The organism is Pedobacter sp. UYP1 (assembly GCF_040547305.1).
Lineage (GTDB): Bacteria > Bacteroidota > Bacteroidia > Sphingobacteriales > Sphingobacteriaceae > Pedobacter.
The window spans coordinates 197425-213618 of the sequence record NZ_JBEPPL010000001.1 but is presented as its reverse complement, the minus strand read 5'-3'; the positions used below and the strand labels follow the sequence as shown (position 1 = coordinate 213618).

Sequence of the window (16194 nt, the reverse complement as noted above, 5' to 3'; positions counted from 1 at the left end):
CTTACCTGATGATTAAGCTTGTTATCGGTTTTATAACTGTTCAATTCCGGACATTTACTGTTCAATCCTGAACGTTATTCATTGATCGTATGCTTAAAGCTAAGGATTAATTTTTTGATTTCTTCCAGCGTTTTTTCATCTGTAATCTGACCTTCCGCATTGATTTTTGTTTTAGCGAAAGGAATGAGCAACTGCAGGTGTTCTATATTTTTTGCTTCTATAACCTTTAGTGTCTCCAATAAGGCTTCATGCCCATATTTTCCTTCAGTAGATGCTGTAATCAGAACAGTTGGTTTATTAGAAAACTCAGCACTGGAAACTGTCCAGTCGATTGCATTTTTTAATATTCCCGGAACTCCATGTGCGTACTCCGGGGTACAAATCAATATGCCGTCGGCAGTGTAGAGCAAGGTTCTGAAATCAAGGACTTTGGCAGGTGTGTTTTCAAAGCTCTCCTCAGGATTAAATGCCGGCAAATCCAGTAAACCTTCAAACGTTGTAATTTCGAAAATATCTTTTGATAACTCTCCAATAGCTTTAATCAACTGATGATTGGTGGAGTTTTTCCTGGTACTGCCAGAAATAGCAATGATATTTTTTGGAGTTATCGGTTTCATGAAGCAATAATACACAATGAATCTATAAAGCGCAAAGAAACCATAACCAGGCAATGGAGCATAAAAAATCCTCATTTCTTTTGATGGCAGTAGCTTAAATGCATTGAGGTTAGGTTATGCTTCTTTGGCGAAAGACGAAATGGAGACAGGATTGAGGTTGATTGGAAAGATGGTTTAATATATATTAGCAGCCGCAGTGCACATCGCTTAAACTTAAAAAATGAGCATAGCTTAAAACTAAAAAAATGAGCATAAGCTTAAACCTAAAAACCTGGATATGAAAATAAAAGATTTTGCTGTAGAAAGATACTTTGCCAGATATGAATTTACAGCTAAATATCTGTTGTCAAGTTCTGACTGTGACGGTTACCCAATGGAATATGTGCTTAACCTGGCTACAGCAGAAGAAAAAGAAAGATGGAATGGCTTAAAATTAGGTTATACAGAAACACGTGGGAGCCTGGAACTCCGTACCGCAATTAAACAGCATTTCAAAACTATTGAACTGGATGAAATCGTCGTTTCTTCACCCGGCGAAGCTAATTTTGTCCTGATGAATGTTTTACTTTCCCAGGGAGATCATGTGATCTGTATGTCACCGATGTATCAGTCTTTATATGAGATCGCTAAATCATTAGGCTGTGATGTTTCCTCGTGGAAAGCCAGCCAGGAGCAAGACAACTGGTACTATGATCCTGAAGAACTTGAAAAACTGATCAATCCCGCCACCAAAATGATCATTATCAATTTCCCGCATAATCCTACCGGTTTTATCCCGGCTCTTGAAGATTATAAAAAGATAATAGCCATAGCTAAAAAGCATAACCTGGTTCTTTTCTCTGATGAAATGTACCGCTTTTTAAACCATACAGAAGAAGAGGATTTACCTTCTGCTTGCGATTTATATGAAAATGCAGTCAGCTTGTGGGGCGCAGCAAAAACCTTTGGCCTTGCCGGTTTAAGATTAGGCTGGCTGACTTCAAAAAACAAAGACATCCTGCAAAAAGTAGAGAATTTCAAAGATTACCTGAGTATTTGTAACAGTGCAACCAGTGAAATACTAGCCACTATTGCACTCAACAACATGGATAAATTTGTACAGCCTAACTTAGTGAAAATTAAAAGGAACCTTCAATTGTTTACGCAGTTTCATCAGGACAACGCAGACTTGTTTGATTTCCCCAAACCAGTGGGAGGATCGACGGCTTTTATCAAGCTGAAAATTAAAGAAACATCCCTGGAATTTGCAGAACAACTGGTTAAAGAAACAGGAATCATGTTATTACCAGCCGAAACATTTGAATACGGCGACAAACATGCGAGAGTTGGATTTGGACGGGAAAACTTACCAGAGATTCTGGAAATCTTCGGAAAGTATATCAGGAAATAAAGCGAAGAAACAGCCTAAAATGTGAAGACTGCTAATTTAGCATACTAAATTAGTAGTCTTACACTTCGTATAAGTTAAATTTTAATATATTAGGGTGCTTAACCAATTGGAAGCCTGACCTTAATTGTTAAAATGACCGATAAAATTAAACCTCTGCACGAAGATTGGACAGTAGTTATCCTGGGATCTCTTGTCATTCTCTTTTCCCTTGTTTTTTATATAGTTCCTGTACCTGTCTATAAATGGAGCAGTCCCGCTGAACTTGGAACTGCTATTTTTAATACAGGTAACCTCACGACAATCTTCATTCAGTTTATTTTTGTACTGATAGTCGGTGCAATTGGTGCGCTGGTAACCGGTAAGCCAGTCAAAAACTTTCTAATCAGTTTTCCCGCAGTCTATCTGCTCACTATTTTTGCACTCATCGTAGCCGGAAATTCATTTATCAAATCAATTAACCTGGAAGCTGTGATCTTTAGTCTGGCCATCGGCCTGGTCATCGGTAACCTTTTTAAACTTCCACAATGGTTTAAGGACACGCTATCTACCGAGCTTTTTGTTAAAATCGGACTTGTTTTACTTGGAACCACAGTTATTTTTTCAGATATCTTAAAAGCAGGCTCATTAGGGCTGATGCAGGCATTAATAGTTGTGCTATCTGTATGGTATTTTGCGTTCTGGCTTTGTAAAAAGCTGAAAGTAGATGATGAATTGACCATGATGATCTCCAGTGCAGTGTCTATTTGCGGCGTTTCTGCTGCGATTGCTACTTCAGGAGCTATTAAAGGTGATCCTAAAAAGTTGTCTTACGTGATTTCTATGGTGCTCATTACTGCTATTCCAATGATGATCTTTATGCCTTATATCGCTGCTTATTTTTCTTTTCCACAACAAGTAACCGGCGCATGGCTGGGTGGCAGTATTGATACGACAGGAGCGGTTGTGGCTTCCGGGACTTTAGTAGGAGAGGAAGCGTTAAAGATCAGTACCATTGTTAAATTTTCACAGAATGTGCTGCTGGGAATCGCAGCTTTTGCCATTAGTATTTACTGGTCTTATAATAAAACTGCCAAAGGCAGCGACGTCGTAGAAAAACCTACCTTAAAAGTAATCTGGGAGAGATTTCCAAAGTTCGTACTCGCATTTATAGGCGCGTCGGTAGTTTTCTCTTTCTTTCTATCACCAGCTACAGCTGCTCCGGTAAAGGATAGCCTTAAAAACCTGCAAAATGCATGGTTTACATTAGCTTTTACCAGTATAGGCCTGGAAACTAACTTTAAAGATCTTTTTAAGAATGAGAATAAAAAGCCGTTATATGCATTTTTATTAGCACAGCTGTTTAACATTTTCATCACTTTAATTATTGCCTGGTTCCTGTTTAGCGACGCAGCGCAGATTTGAGGAATAAGAGCACCTTATGCTCCCGAAGATGGAAAATAACTTATGCTAAAAACTAATCTCCCTATTAAATTTCAGTTCTAATTCAACTTTTCCAACCCGATGATTTTGCCTGATCGCTTTTACCTTTAGCGAACTCAAATCTTTGATGTAGGTATTCAATACAGGAAACTGGTTCTGCTTGCTGATTTGATTAAAATCCAGTTCTGCAAATAGGAAATAAGGAGTTGTAACCAGTCCGGAAGCCATTGGTCCGGCTTCATTCGTGCTGAATTGTAACGCCTGGTTATCATATTGACCATAAACTTCATACAAAGGAAACAATTCTTTATTCAGCTGATTATCAATCCCAATAATCCTTTGTTTTTGCAAGTAATGCACCAATGAAGATGTATTCCCCTTTAAGGATAAGGTAATTTCCGGAACTTTAACCTCTTTCTGAACCACCTGTTCAACCTTCTCAAATTCGTCATTGTAAGTATAGCTGATTACTGATTGTGATTGGTTTACCGGATTTCCAACTGCAATCGCCGCATACCCTTTATAATACTTTAATAGCGAGTCTCTTTCCAGCACATAATCTTTAAACCTGATATCCTTAGTTAATAACTTGCTTAAATCACCATTTACCCAAGCATTAACACTTAAACCTTTAGCTAAAGCAGCAGGCCGATTCAATACATCCGTTACGCCAAAACCCGCTGCAGGAAATGTCCCGGTTAATAAAATACAGTGATCAGCAAAGCTTGCCTGTCCGGAGTAATTTTTAAAATCATAAACAATAGGAGCATTCTCCTTTTTCAACCTGACAATCCGATCAGCTGTATCAGCTAAAAAACTTTTTCCCGCCAGCAGTTCTCCCATGATGTCATTTACATTTTCTTTTAGTAAAGAATAGCAGACCACCACGTTCCTGTCATCATAAGCTATCTTTATACTTTGATCCTGATTATTTCCCCAAACCGATCCTTGTGCATTTATTATAAAATGATTAATCTTGAATACTTTTTTAAGATAGGCCTTTAATTCTATAGTATCGGTTACCGGGAGAGAACAGAAAAATGTCAGTGCTGATTTATTACTAACCGTATAAACAAAAATATTAGCGGGTACACCAAATCCACGAGCATCGCTTTTTAAATTACTTAAACCTCTCTTTTTCACAATATGATCTACATTGATTTTAAAAATCAGTGAAGCATGCTGATGAATCCTGTTCTGATAAGAACTGTATTGTCTGTATTGAAGCAAGCTGTAAACAGCTAACAGCAACAGTAAAACTATACCTGTTGCTGCTACGAATATTTTCTTCATCCTTATTTTTCTACATCTTCCGCAATAGAGAATAAATATTTTAAAGCATTTTGCGCTTTCGCCGGGATATCCATGCTAATCTCTCCAGAAAACACATTTCCTTTGATCTGGTTAGATTTCAGATAAATATCTCCTAAAGAATTCAGCAGTTTGTTGGTTCTGATCAATTGCACAGGATTGGTCAATTCATTTTCAGGAATCTTTCCGGCCAGCCTTTTAGAACTGAAATACGCAGAGAAATTACTTTTCAAAATTGCGTTCCTGTGTTTAGCAGAAACCTTCGCCTGGTATTGATTACTAACAATCTGTTTAATCTCATCCACGTTCGTTCCAACAAAGATAATCCCGTCATGAATCGCAAAATAAAGAGGCATAGGTGTCTTTGGTGTGAAGATCTCATAGTAACTATGCAGATCCTTAACTACATTTTTCTTAACTCCATAAGCAATCAATTTATTTAATAGCCTGGTATCCTCCGTAGAAACCATGAACAAGAAATCAGGAGAGGTTTCTTTTTTAGTTTTGGTGACTGTGTCTTTCTCAAAATTATCCTCATTGTACTCATAAGTTTTATAAGTAACCTCATTTTGCTTTAAGCCGTTGAAAATGAAAAGTGCATCCCCCTTAACTACTTTACTAACCGCTTCCTCATCTAGTAACAGTGAAAATAAACCGGTCGCCATGTCTGCTTCATCCTTATAAATTGAACCGTACATTCTGTTCATTAACTTAGGGTATTCCTGCAAATAAGCCTTGGTATCCAACGCATAAGCCATATAACCTGTAAGTTTATCTTCATTTATATAGTTCAGAAACTTCTTGTTTACCTTTCTCTTATTAATTTTGATAAAGGCTTCTGCCATTTCGTTATTTAAGGTAATCGATGAACCAATTCGGATGGCATCCTTTTCCAGGTAAAGTTTTACATTTGCGCTTCCATAACCGTTCAGTACATTGATTCCTTTAAAAATTGCTGTTGGCATAAAATCCAGCACCGCTTTTTCAGTACTTGCAATCCATGCTGTAACTTCTGCTTTTTCATCTATACTTTTAACAAAATCTTTATTGCTTAAGATAGAACTGTGGTTATCCTTCATGAAGAAGCCGGAGATCATCTTTTTTGTCCAGCTTGCTACTTCTTTATTCTTAATAGCTGCGATCCGTTTATTCGCATTTACTGTAGCTGTGTCAATTTCAATATCCTGCGCGTAAGCAGAAACCGGAGCATTTTCATCAATAATAATATCGGAATTAGCTGTATCAATTACTGCATAACTCTCTTCCTTAACAGGCTGCTCATCCATACTGTTTACTTTATTTACCTTTTTTCTTTTCGGGTATTTCTTTGACGTTTTATGCTTTGGAAGACTATGGCGGCCAGATTTATGTTGGCGAACAGCAGCTTTCTTTTTCCTTACTGGTACTATTTCTTCCAGGTAAGGTTCTGTTGCCGTTATTGCAGAGTCCGCATCTTTTGTATAATCAAGACCACGGTAAGCAGGTTCAGCCACATTAGTTGCAGAATCCGTTAAACTATAATCTCTGGTTACAGGTAAACCTAATCTTTTACTCACTTCTGGTCTGGAAAAATAAGCTTCTTTTCCGCTGCTTTTCACAAAAAGCAACATTTCATTATTCCAAATCACCACTTCCGTAGAATCATGGTTATAAAAAGATCTTAACTGATCATTTACAGTAAATTTCTTATCAGACTGTTTGAACAAATCATCCAGCTGTCCGGAATTGTTGACAGGGGCAAGGACACAATTATAACTTACACTATCATTACTCTGGTTATAATAGTAAAAAACAGAAGCCAGGTTAATGCCAAAATCTGCAATAGTTTTAGTTTGTCCTTTTACTGATTCAGGCATTTTCCCCAGCATCTTTTTACCAAGAAAAGTAGTATTGAACTCTTTTACAGACATCAATTCAATCAGGTTGTCTCCTTTAAGGGTAACAACAGCTTTGGCATCTGCCGGGATTTTATTGACCAGGCTTTGTGCATTTGCGCCCAGCGCAACTATAGAAAAAATGGCAGTAACCGCACATTTAGAAAGATGATTCATGAGAATGATATATTATAAAATGTTATTTAGACAGGATAATTTGATTAGAGATATTGGTTTTGCCATTAATCAGGCCCAGGATACCTGTATTCAGCAAAATAGCTTTTTTAGATTTTGAGACTTTAGCCAGTGGATTAGCGGAACTGACAACCGGTTTTTCAAATCTGTAAATACTGGTATAAGTCGCTTCTTTAAAGACATTTTTCACCTCTGGCTTCAGCTTATTATATTGTATAACTGCTTCTTTAGTATGGGTATAATTGCGTTGAAATGTTCCGGTCGCTATAGTATAAGCATATGAAGAGTTATTTACTGCATTGATCTTCAACTTCTTAAGGACGCTTTGATTGATGTTATTGATATTAGAAACCTGTTCAAAAGCGAAACTTAAGCTCACAATAAAATTATCGAAATCTACTTTCTTTTTGACGTTACTTATCCCTTTGGCCTTTTTCAAATAGGCAACTATTTCGTCCATTTCTTTCTGAATAGTCTGTTTGGTTGGCACTTTATACCCATTGATACTATCTAAAAGCATGATAGAGGCTACCTTAGATCTGCTCGCACTCAAATTCACTGTCAGATTTACTGTTCCTGAGCCATCATTGGCCATATTAATTTCTTCAATGATTTGAAAACAAGAAGAAAAACAACATAGAGTTAAAAGTAATAGCAGGTATCTGAGCGCTTTATTTTGCATTTAAAAGGTAGAATAATCGTTATATAATATTTTTTAAAGGTAGAGTTTTTTTCAAATCTTCTTTTGTATCTTCCACTTTCCATTTTTTATGCCAAAATCAATGCTCTACTACTTAAAACCTTTACTATTTCTAATTTTCATCGCATTAACCAGCGAGACATTACAAGCACAGACCACTGTTCCCATCACCATAACCAACCAGGGACACGTGATGGTCAAAGCAAAAATCAATGGTGTTGAAGGCAATTTTGTGTTCGATACCGGTGCAGGCTTAACGCTGGTCACTAAAAAATTCTCAGATAAAATCAAAGGATTAAAGAAGCAGGATGGAGGATATACAGCCTTCAGAGCGACCGGAGAGAAGCTTGATGCCGATCTTTATGATGCCGCTTCGTTGACTATAGGAAGTTTTACTGAAACAAATCCGGTATTGACAATTTTCGATGTGGACTTTGGCCCGATAGACGGACTGATTTCTTTAATGAGCTTTAAAAAGCAGGTAGTGACCCTGGATTACACCAATAAGCAACTGATTTTTGAAACGCCAAAGAGCTTTGCTGAGTTGAAGAACAAAGGCAAAACTGTTGCTTTACAACTGGAAATATCCAGAGATAAATCATTGGATATGTTTGCGTATTTTAATATCAACGATAAACTAAATCTGCAATTTTCTATAGATAGTGGTTCGGGAAATAATGTTTACCGCATCAATTCTAAATATATGCCTTTACTGGGAATCGATAGTACAGATACCGCAAACGTGAAAGTGAGCGCTAAACCCAGTGATTTTAACCCTGCTGTATTGAGCAAAATATACACAGCTAATCTGCAGTCGATAGCACTTAAAGACCTTCCTTCGGCAAAACTGGAAAACCAAAAAGCTTCTTTTGTGGAGGGGCTGATTTATGATGGTATCGTTTCGCTTGGCTGGATCGGAAAAAAGATTACTATTGATGTGAATCATGCACAGTTGATTATCAATGAATAATTATGCTGATGCTGGAAGTTATTCCAATACCGGATTGCCGACAATCGGTAATTTGGCAAATTTGAGAACTTCTATACCTGGATAACCAAAGTCTTCCACTACCTTTCCTAAAATCAGGTAACAACCTGCTCCACGGAACGGATAGGATGGGGTACTGCTTGAAAAATGGGTCGTATCAAAGAAATTGCCTTCCGCATCCAGGAAGGTGCCGAACCACATCTTTTTATTGTTCTTAGTATGTACTGTCTTTTCACAAACATACAAACCAACCATTTTAACGACCTGTCCTACATAACTAACCAGGTCATTGGTTTGGGGGTGTCCGCGGTAATCGGTTTGCAGCAGATCAAAAGGAGAAAGACTGAGTGGAAAGCCAAGCAATTCAAGCTCATGATAGGCATCTTCCAATGTTGTATTCACTAATTCGGGCAGCTGATAATGTTTGTGCTCTGCTTCGAATAACTGTGCATGAGCCGATACTTTCACTTTAGAGCCGAGTAAAGAATGTACATCCCAAAGCAATTCCTTTTTGCTGCGTCCGGTGAATCGTAAAGCCCCTGTACGAATCAGGATAATTGCCTGATCCAAACTAATTGCTGTACGTTTTACAAAATCGTCCAGGTTCAGGTAATCTCCATTTTGATGACGTTCCTCTGGAATCTGTTCCATCAATTTCAAGGTCAATCCCAGTATCCCTATAAAACCCAGGTAAGCATCAGTTCCGCGTAAACTGACTACCGGAGTACTTTTATTTACGCAAGGCAGATATACCCGGGCACCCGCTTTGCGCAGTTCATGTACATATAACCAGCGGGGATAAAAACCGCCATAATTATTCAAAACAGCGACCATAAACTCTATCGGATAATAAGTTTTCAGGAATAAACTCTGATAACTTTCTACTGCAAAACTCGCGGAATGTGCTTTAGAGAAACTGTAACCTGCAAAAGAAGAAACTTGTCGCCATACTTCTCTGGTCGTTACTTCTTCGCGTCCCAGCTCCCTGGCACCTGCAAAGAATTTATCAATTAATTTATCAAATTCCATACGGGACCGGTATTTCCCACTCATTCCTCTGCGTAAAATATCGGCATCACTACCATTCATCCCCGCATAGTGGATACAGACTTTAATCACGTCTTCCTGATACACCATCACCCCATAAGTTTCCTGCATCTGTTCTTTCATAACCGGATGCAGATATTTCACGGTTTCTGGCTGATGGTAGTTCTGAATATAAGTCTTCATCATACCGGATTGCGCCACACCAGGCCGGATTATAGAGCTGGCGGCAACGAGTGTAAGGTAATTGTCGCATTTGAGTTTAGCCAACAGCTGACGCATCGCTGGTGATTCAATATAAAAGCAACCAATTGTATTCCCGGATTGCAGCCTGAGGTTCAGCGCCGGGTCTTTCATGAAGTTCCTAACCTGATGTACATCTATTTTCAAACCCAGATTCTGCTCCACCAATCTTGCAGCTTCTTTAATATGACCAATACCCCGCTGACTTAAAATGTCATATTTGTCATAACCGATCAGTTCTGCTTCATACATATCCCACTGTACGGTAGCCATTCCTTTAGGAGGCAGATCCAGCGCTGTATAATAAGTGATCGGTTCTTCAGAAATCAAAACTCCACCAGCATGAATACTACGCTGGTTAGGCATACTGCTCATCAATTCCGCAACAGCCATGATCTTTTTAAAGGTAGGGTTACTCTGATTAGCGAGATCCTGGGTACGGTCTGTAAAGCTGTCAATCTCCGCCTTGGGCAAGCCCATAACCTTGCCAATTTCCCGGATCACAGAACGGTCTTTGAAAGTAGACATCGTCCCTAATAAAGCGGTGTGCGCTGCACCATACTTCTCAAAAATATACTGCTGTACATTTTCCCTCTCATCCCACGAATAATCGATATCAAAATCAGGAGGGGAAGACCGCTGTGCATTGAGAAACCGGTCAAAGTAAAGGTCTAACTCTAAAGGGTCAACATCAGTGATTCTCATGCAGTAAGCTACTGTGCTGTTTGCTCCAGAACCACGGCCTACATGATAATAACCCTGGCTGGTGGAGTATTGAATAATGTCCCAGGTAATCAGAAAATAAGCACAGAAATTCAGGTCATGAATGATTTTAAGTTCATATTTTACTTTCTCTAGTGCCTTTTCATGGCCTTCTCCATAACGTTCAGCCAGACCTTTCATGGCCAGTTCTTCCAGCAACTCTTTGTCTCTGGCCATACTTCCGGTAAAGGTTTTCCGGTTCAGTTTGACCTTGCCCTGCTCATAATCCATCACACAGCTATCCAGCAGCAGCCGTGTATTTTCCAGGATAAAAGGGTATTTACTAAACCGGGTTTCCAATTCTCCAGGTTCCAGGAAAGTATCAAAAGGGCTGCATTTATCGGCCGCACTTGTTTTGGTTAAAAGTGTATTCAGCTCAACACTCCGCAGATATTCATGTAAACGGTAACTTATTTTATCCAGAAACACGACAGGTTGTAAAACGACAAGTTTAGCCGCAAAACCGGTGATATCTTTCCCGTAAAGCTGGTGTAACTCATCAAAACGAATTCCCATGAACTCATTTTCTCTGAGCATTTTCCCATGTTTATAAGGATAAACGATAAAACAATGCTTAAATATGGGCGGCTGATCTGGCAATTCCTGCTGTTTCAGGTTATGAAAGGTCAGGAAATCATTTAACTCCTTCATGCCTTCTTTATTCCTGGCAATGCCGATAAACAGCAATCTTTTATTCCTGCGAAACTCTAATCCGCCAATTGGTTTAATCCCATTGGCATTACATGCCCTCCAGAATTCCATCACACCAGTAGAATTATTCAGATCGGTCAGCACCAGCTGGGTAATTCCTTTGGCCGCGGCTGCTTCGATCAGTTTAGGGATCGCAATTGTGCCATAACGAAGGCTATAATGGGAGTGGACATTCAGATACATCAGCTTAAATTTTTAAATCCAGTACAGAAGCCATTGTAATTGCTTTTCCTCCAAAACGCTGACGGATTTTATCCATCGCCTGGCATAAATTATATTGCTCTTGCGAATTTTCATACAGATCAATCTGCTCAAAACCATTCACCAGGTTAGACAGGCGTACACCAACCAGGCGGATGAGCATGCGTTTCTGATACAGTTGTTTGAATAAATCTTTGGCTTTGCGGATCAGCACTGCGTCCATAGAAGTATAAGAAATCGTTGCCTGCTTAGTCACGTCTTCAAAGTTGGAATAACGGATGGTCACTGTGATGCAAGCGGCGATTTTCTGCTTTTGCCGCAGTTCAAAACCCAAATCCATCACCATCGAGGTAATCAGGTTGTTGATAGTTTCCACATCAATTGAGTCGGCTTTGAAAGTACATTGCGTCCCTATACTTTTTTGTTCCTGGTAAGGAATAACCTCAGACTGATCAATTCCCTTTGCCTTTTGTAATAAGGACAGCCCATTTTTACCAAGTAAACTGACCATCTGATCCGGATGAATCTGTGACAGGGTAAAAATCTTTTTAATCCCCATATCACTGAGCTTCATAAAGGTTTTTTCACCTAATCCGGGAATCTTTCTAATCGATAATGGATTGAGAAATGACTGTACTTCATTTTGCATAACATCAAGTTCTCCATTAGGTTTACATTCATTGGTTGCCATTTTGGAAACAGTCTTATTGACGGATAAACCAAAGGAGATAGGCAGACCTGTTTCCCTGATCACAGTTTGCCGTAGTTCATGGGCATACTGAAGTGTACCATGGAAACGATCCATTCCGGTCATATCTATATAATGTTCGTCGATACTTGCTTTTTCAATCAGTGGAACCCGCGATCTTAAAATTTCGGTAATTTTTTGTGAAGCCTCAGAATAGGCGTCCATATTCCCCTTAATGAAAATAGCATGTGGGCAAAGCATCTTTGCCATACGGGAAGACATTGCGGAATGGACACCAAATTTACGGGCTTCATAACTACAGGAGGCAACCACACCGCGATCAGAAATGCCACCGATAATGACTGGTTTGCCAGCTAGTGAGGAATCTTTATGCACTTCGACAGAGACGAAGAAAGAGTCCTGATCCATATGTATGATGTGTTTCTCTGCCATAAAACGGTTTATTTTTACACAAATGTATGCTAAAAATAGTCGTTATAACAAGTGTTTTACTAAATATATTAGTAATTACACCTGGTGATAAAATTAAAAAGGGGAATGAAACTTATACGGTCTCATTCCCCTTTTTAAAGCACTGTTCCGGTTAAACGCCCGAATCAGTACGGTTTTCAAGAACCGTTTGTATGCTTTGGCTCACGTTAGACATAATGTTAACCCCTGCAGCTGTTTCAATAGATTTCACAGTAGTCAGGTATTGTTTCCAGTCTGCATTGACTGTACTTTGATCATTTGGTGTATCCACAGCAATCACACGTGTTGCAGTAGTAATGCGTGAAAGATCATTGTTGCCATTGGGAAGTACTACGATAACTTTCCAAACACGGGAAGGCACATTTACTTTTCCACCATCAATAGTAGTCTGATAGCCGTTTGAACCTGTACCACCAGATCCATAAGAACCCATAACCACATAAACTTCATTACCGGCAGTCACTAAAGAACGTACATAATTTTCAAGAGTTGCCCAGGTTTGCTGATTGTTTTTAGGCGCTTGCGGAATCATATTTGTCATTAAAAACGTAGCTGAGTTCGCAGTACTGCTTGAAGTCCGGTCGCCTGAAGGGCAGTTGTGTCCGCGGTCAAAACCAGAACCAGAATAGCTTGTATTACTTACACCATACCAGCCAGAAGGCAGGTTGATATCTGCTCTGAAGTTATCAGAACGGGAAGTGCTGCCCAGGTCAGCACTGCTGATATGCCATGATACCCAGTTGGGTGTACCTTTATCTCTGTTATAAGACTCTGTAAAATAAGTCTGATCCATCAGGTAATTTGCTGTTGAATTGATGCTTGGTTGTGCGTTGGTTGGGTTTCCTAACAATAAGTTGTTATTGTCAGCAGTGTTACCCGGAGTACCTGTACCTGGATCTGTGCCCGGATCGGTAGGAGGAGTGCCACCGCCTGTACTAAAACTAATATCATCGATGTTAATACGTGCAGTACCACCTGATACTTTACGGATCTCGAAAGTCAGATTACCAGTTTTAGTGACTGCAAAAGTAGCAGTAGCTAATTGACCTGACGAAGTCGTGATGGTATTGCCCACTTGTGAATAAGTACCTCCATTATCACCTGACACCCATAATTGCCATGTAGAAGAGTTATCAGTTCCATAAACAGCATGTTTAACGGCTACTGAAGTTGGGCTGCTCACATTAAAATTCATACTCAAAATACCATTGTTGCGAATACGTACAGATTTTGTACCTGCTTTGATATCGGCGGTTGTTGAACCGATCAATGCATCATTCAGGTTCCATGAACCTGTAGTTAAAGTCACATCTCCAGTAGCGTAAGAACTTTTGGTTCCTGATTCGAAGTCTTCAGTGACAACTGTAGCTGCAGCTTGATTCGAAGCACCCTGGCTGGACGGATTTGGATTAGACGGGCTGAAGTCTTGCGTAGTGTTTTTCGAGCAAGATGCAAATGCCAGTGACAAGCAGCTGGCGAAAAGTAGATTTCTTAATTTCATAGGTTGATTAATATTTAGGTAAAGAGACTCATGTAATATTAAAGTTATATTATTTGAGTGTTATCTAATTAAAATATATCAATTGATAGAGAAATAAAAATTCCTGATAAGGAAACTGCAAATATGGATACGCGGACACCCCGGAAATCATATCGCTGAAAAAAGCATTTTGCAGGGGTTGCGGCATAGTACCACAAACCCTACAGTACTATGCCACAATTACCCGGGACCTGGTACTAAAACTTATACTATTACTGATACTTTCTCCGTTTTATTTGTCCCCGTTTCTTTAAGCAGCAAGCTCACTACAATGGCAATCACGATTCCCGCAATCCAGAATAATCCGGCAGACTGGAAATGACTGGCTTTATCTGTTGCCCCTGTCAATGTTTTACCAAAGAAATGGCTAAACAGCGGGCTCACTAAAGTAGTTACACTAAAAGTGATGAAGTTAATTGCCCCGGTAGCACTTCCTTTCACATGGTCAGGATTGGATTCTTTGATAATCGAGTAGGGGATCATCGCTGCTCCTGAGGCTACACCTAACATAAACGTACTCACATAGGCTGGTACCAGGTCTGGTAAAAACAATAACTGTAACAAGCTTAAAATCATCAGTGCCGCACCACCAATTAATACAGGCTTACGCTCACCAATTTTATCGGTCAGGTAACCTAGCAGCGGACAACCAAACACCCAACCCATAGGTACCATTGCACAGGCAATAGTGGCATCATGGAAACTGAAAGCTCTCTCTTGCTGAAAAAAGGCAACACCCCAGGTCATCGCAAAAATAGTAGTTGGTGCAAACAAAAGCCCTGAAATAATTCCGCAAAGCCAGGACTGAACATTAGAGAATACCACTTTATAAGGACTTAAAAATCCTTTTGAGTGCAATTGTTTAGTCGATTTCTGTTCTTCTCTGGCTTTTGGGATAACCAGTAATAATCCGAAAGCAACGATGATTGTAAAAACCCCTGCACCGATCCAGAATAGTTTCTGATCCACTCCTTTTTCTATTAAAGGACCTACAACGAATTGTCCGGCAGAACCACCCAGCATTCCTATACACTGCGTAAAACCAATAGCTGTAGCTAACGATTTAGCAGAAAATCCTTTGGTAGCCAGGTAAACACAGCCAGGAAAAGCAAATGCACAACCAGCTCCCTGTAATAAACGACCAGTATTCCCGGCAAATTCGCTTGAAATAACAAAGAGTAACGCGCCGATTCCCAGAATCACTGCACCAGCAAACAAAGAGTATTTTGCACCGAATCTGTCGAGCGCTATCCCTGCAATCAGGCTGCAAGTTGAATAGGTATAATAATAGGTGCCTATAATAGATACCAGGCCAATAGTAGAAACATTGAATACTGCTGATAATTGAGGGATCATCACTGCCGGAGCAGCCCTGATCACATAATCCAGAAAGTAGAAAAGAAGGCCGAAAACCCAGGCAATAACGTAATATTTTGTAGCAGACGATTTGTTGGTATGATCCATAGTAAGTTTAAATTGTTAGAAAGGGCTGTAGTTTAGGGCATGCCTGTATAAAGCATAGAGAGTCGCTAAGGATTAAATTTAGTTACCTGGCAATAATTATCGCCCCAGTCTGACAAGACCTGCATAACCGGGATCAGTGTTTGCCCCAGTTCAGTAAGCTGATATTCTACTTTAGGTGGTGATTCTGCATAAGCTTTTCTGGAGATAATGCCATCACGCTCCAGTTCACGCAATTGTGTGGTCAATGTAGTTTGCGTAATATCCTGCATCTTTTTTCTGAGCTCTCCAAACCTTGCAGGACATTCCTGGCGGATTGCATTTAGTAAAAGTAGTTTCCATTTCCCCCCAATAACTTTCCATGCGTTTGTCATCGAACAGTTATCTTCCGGCTGCCCGTAATTTTCTTGTTTTATAACCGGCTGAGGGTCATCATTAGTACTGTTTTCCATACTTAGTATTGTCCGGCAAACTACTTGTTTAACTTCAATGGAGCTTCCATCTTTGGGTGGCAAAGTTAACCATAATCGAATGATCATACCCATAAAAAACACATTA

At 39.5% G+C, this 16194-nt stretch carries 12 protein-coding genes; 3 read left to right on the top strand and 9 right to left on the bottom strand.

Going from position 1 to position 16194, the window contains the following annotated elements; all coding sequences use genetic code 11:
- Positions 1-74: 74 nt before the first annotated feature.
- Entirely contained in the window at positions 75-617 is a 543-nt protein-coding gene (locus ABIB30_RS00925) for an NADPH-dependent FMN reductase (protein WP_354298865.1), read from the bottom strand.
- A gap of 277 nt (positions 618-894) precedes the next feature.
- On the opposite strand from ABIB30_RS00925, the gene ABIB30_RS00920 reads away from it, so the two are divergent.
- Together ABIB30_RS00920 and ABIB30_RS00915 are read left to right on the top strand one after the other, a co-directional pair.
- The gene (locus tag ABIB30_RS00920) at positions 895-2007 is read left to right on the top strand and encodes an aminotransferase class I/II-fold pyridoxal phosphate-dependent enzyme (RefSeq protein ID WP_354298864.1); all 1113 of its coding nucleotides are present in this window, start codon (positions 895-897) and stop codon (positions 2005-2007) included.
- Between the two features lie 132 nt (positions 2008-2139).
- On the top strand, positions 2140-3408 hold the full coding sequence (locus ABIB30_RS00915; protein WP_354298863.1) for a YeiH family protein: 1269 nt from the start codon (positions 2140-2142) through the stop codon (positions 3406-3408).
- A 45-nt stretch (positions 3409-3453) separates the two neighbouring features.
- Here the strand turns inward: ABIB30_RS00915 and ABIB30_RS00910 are convergent, their stop codons facing one another.
- The 3 genes from ABIB30_RS00910 to ABIB30_RS00900 are packed head-to-tail and all read right to left on the bottom strand — an operon-like array spanning position 3454 to position 7488.
- Complete coding sequence (locus ABIB30_RS00910) at positions 3454-4719, bottom strand: hypothetical protein (protein WP_354298862.1); 1266 nt, start codon at positions 4717-4719, stop codon at positions 3454-3456.
- A 2-nt stretch (positions 4720-4721) separates the two neighbouring features.
- The gene (locus ABIB30_RS00905) at positions 4722-6788 is read right to left on the bottom strand and encodes a hypothetical protein (protein WP_354298861.1); all 2067 of its coding nucleotides are present in this window, start codon (positions 6786-6788) and stop codon (positions 4722-4724) included.
- Between the two features lie 22 nt (positions 6789-6810).
- Positions 6811-7488: a hypothetical protein gene (locus ABIB30_RS00900; protein WP_354298860.1), complete on the bottom strand. Its 678-nt coding sequence runs from the start codon at positions 7486-7488 to the stop codon at positions 6811-6813.
- A 100-nt stretch (positions 7489-7588) separates the two neighbouring features.
- On the opposite strand from ABIB30_RS00900, the gene ABIB30_RS00895 reads away from it, so the two are divergent.
- Positions 7589-8476 carry a retropepsin-like aspartic protease gene (locus tag ABIB30_RS00895; protein WP_354298859.1) on the top strand — a complete coding sequence of 296 codons (888 nt, stop codon included), beginning with the start codon at positions 7589-7591 and terminating at the stop codon, positions 8474-8476.
- 18 nt (positions 8477-8494) lie between these two features.
- Here the strand turns inward: ABIB30_RS00895 and ABIB30_RS00890 are convergent, their stop codons facing one another.
- The 5 genes from ABIB30_RS00890 to ABIB30_RS00870 all read right to left on the bottom strand — a co-directional run bounded on the left by ABIB30_RS00890 (position 8495) and on the right by ABIB30_RS00870 (position 16181).
- Positions 8495-11437, bottom strand: coding sequence for a DNA polymerase III subunit alpha (locus tag ABIB30_RS00890; protein ID WP_354298858.1), 2943 nt, complete (start codon positions 11435-11437; stop codon positions 8495-8497).
- A gap of 4 nt (positions 11438-11441) precedes the next feature.
- Positions 11442-12596, bottom strand: coding sequence for a DNA polymerase IV (gene dinB, locus ABIB30_RS00885; RefSeq protein WP_354298857.1), 1155 nt, complete (start codon positions 12594-12596; stop codon positions 11442-11444).
- A gap of 151 nt (positions 12597-12747) precedes the next feature.
- Entirely contained in the window at positions 12748-14136 is a 1389-nt protein-coding gene (locus ABIB30_RS00880) for a DNA/RNA non-specific endonuclease (protein WP_354298856.1), read from the bottom strand.
- Positions 14137-14379: 243 nt separating this feature from the next.
- Complete coding sequence (locus tag ABIB30_RS00875) at positions 14380-15639, bottom strand: MFS transporter (RefSeq protein WP_354298855.1); 1260 nt, start codon at positions 15637-15639, stop codon at positions 14380-14382.
- A 65-nt stretch (positions 15640-15704) separates the two neighbouring features.
- Entirely contained in the window at positions 15705-16181 is a 477-nt protein-coding gene (locus ABIB30_RS00870) for a winged helix-turn-helix transcriptional regulator (RefSeq protein WP_354298854.1), read from the bottom strand.
- Positions 16182-16194: the final 13 nt, after the last annotated feature.

Bases quoted from the DNA above. Each gene is read 5' to 3' on its own strand.
- ABIB30_RS00915 (WP_354298863.1), top strand. From the start codon at position 2,140: ATGACCGATAAAATTAAACCTCTGCACGAAGATTGGACAGTAGTTATC.
- ABIB30_RS00900 (WP_354298860.1), bottom strand. From the start codon at position 7,488: ATGCAAAATAAAGCGCTCAGATACCTGCTATTACTTTTAACTCTATGT.
- ABIB30_RS00925 (WP_354298865.1), bottom strand. From the start codon at position 617: ATGAAACCGATAACTCCAAAAAATATCATTGCTATTTCTGGCAGTACC.
- ABIB30_RS00875 (WP_354298855.1), bottom strand. From the start codon at position 15,639: ATGGATCATACCAACAAATCGTCTGCTACAAAATATTACGTTATTGCC.
- dinB (WP_354298857.1), bottom strand. From the start codon at position 12,596: ATGGCAGAGAAACACATCATACATATGGATCAGGACTCTTTCTTCGTC.
- ABIB30_RS00880 (WP_354298856.1), bottom strand. From the start codon at position 14,136: ATGAAATTAAGAAATCTACTTTTCGCCAGCTGCTTGTCACTGGCATTT.
- ABIB30_RS00910 (WP_354298862.1), bottom strand. From the start codon at position 4,719: ATGAAGAAAATATTCGTAGCAGCAACAGGTATAGTTTTACTGTTGCTG.
- ABIB30_RS00870 (WP_354298854.1), bottom strand. From the start codon at position 16,181: ATGGGTATGATCATTCGATTATGGTTAACTTTGCCACCCAAAGATGGA.
- ABIB30_RS00905 (WP_354298861.1), bottom strand. From the start codon at position 6,788: ATGAATCATCTTTCTAAATGTGCGGTTACTGCCATTTTTTCTATAGTT.
- ABIB30_RS00895 (WP_354298859.1), top strand. From the start codon at position 7,589: ATGCTCTACTACTTAAAACCTTTACTATTTCTAATTTTCATCGCATTA.
- ABIB30_RS00890 (WP_354298858.1), bottom strand. From the start codon at position 11,437: ATGTATCTGAATGTCCACTCCCATTATAGCCTTCGTTATGGCACAATT.
- ABIB30_RS00920 (WP_354298864.1), top strand. From the start codon at position 895: ATGAAAATAAAAGATTTTGCTGTAGAAAGATACTTTGCCAGATATGAA.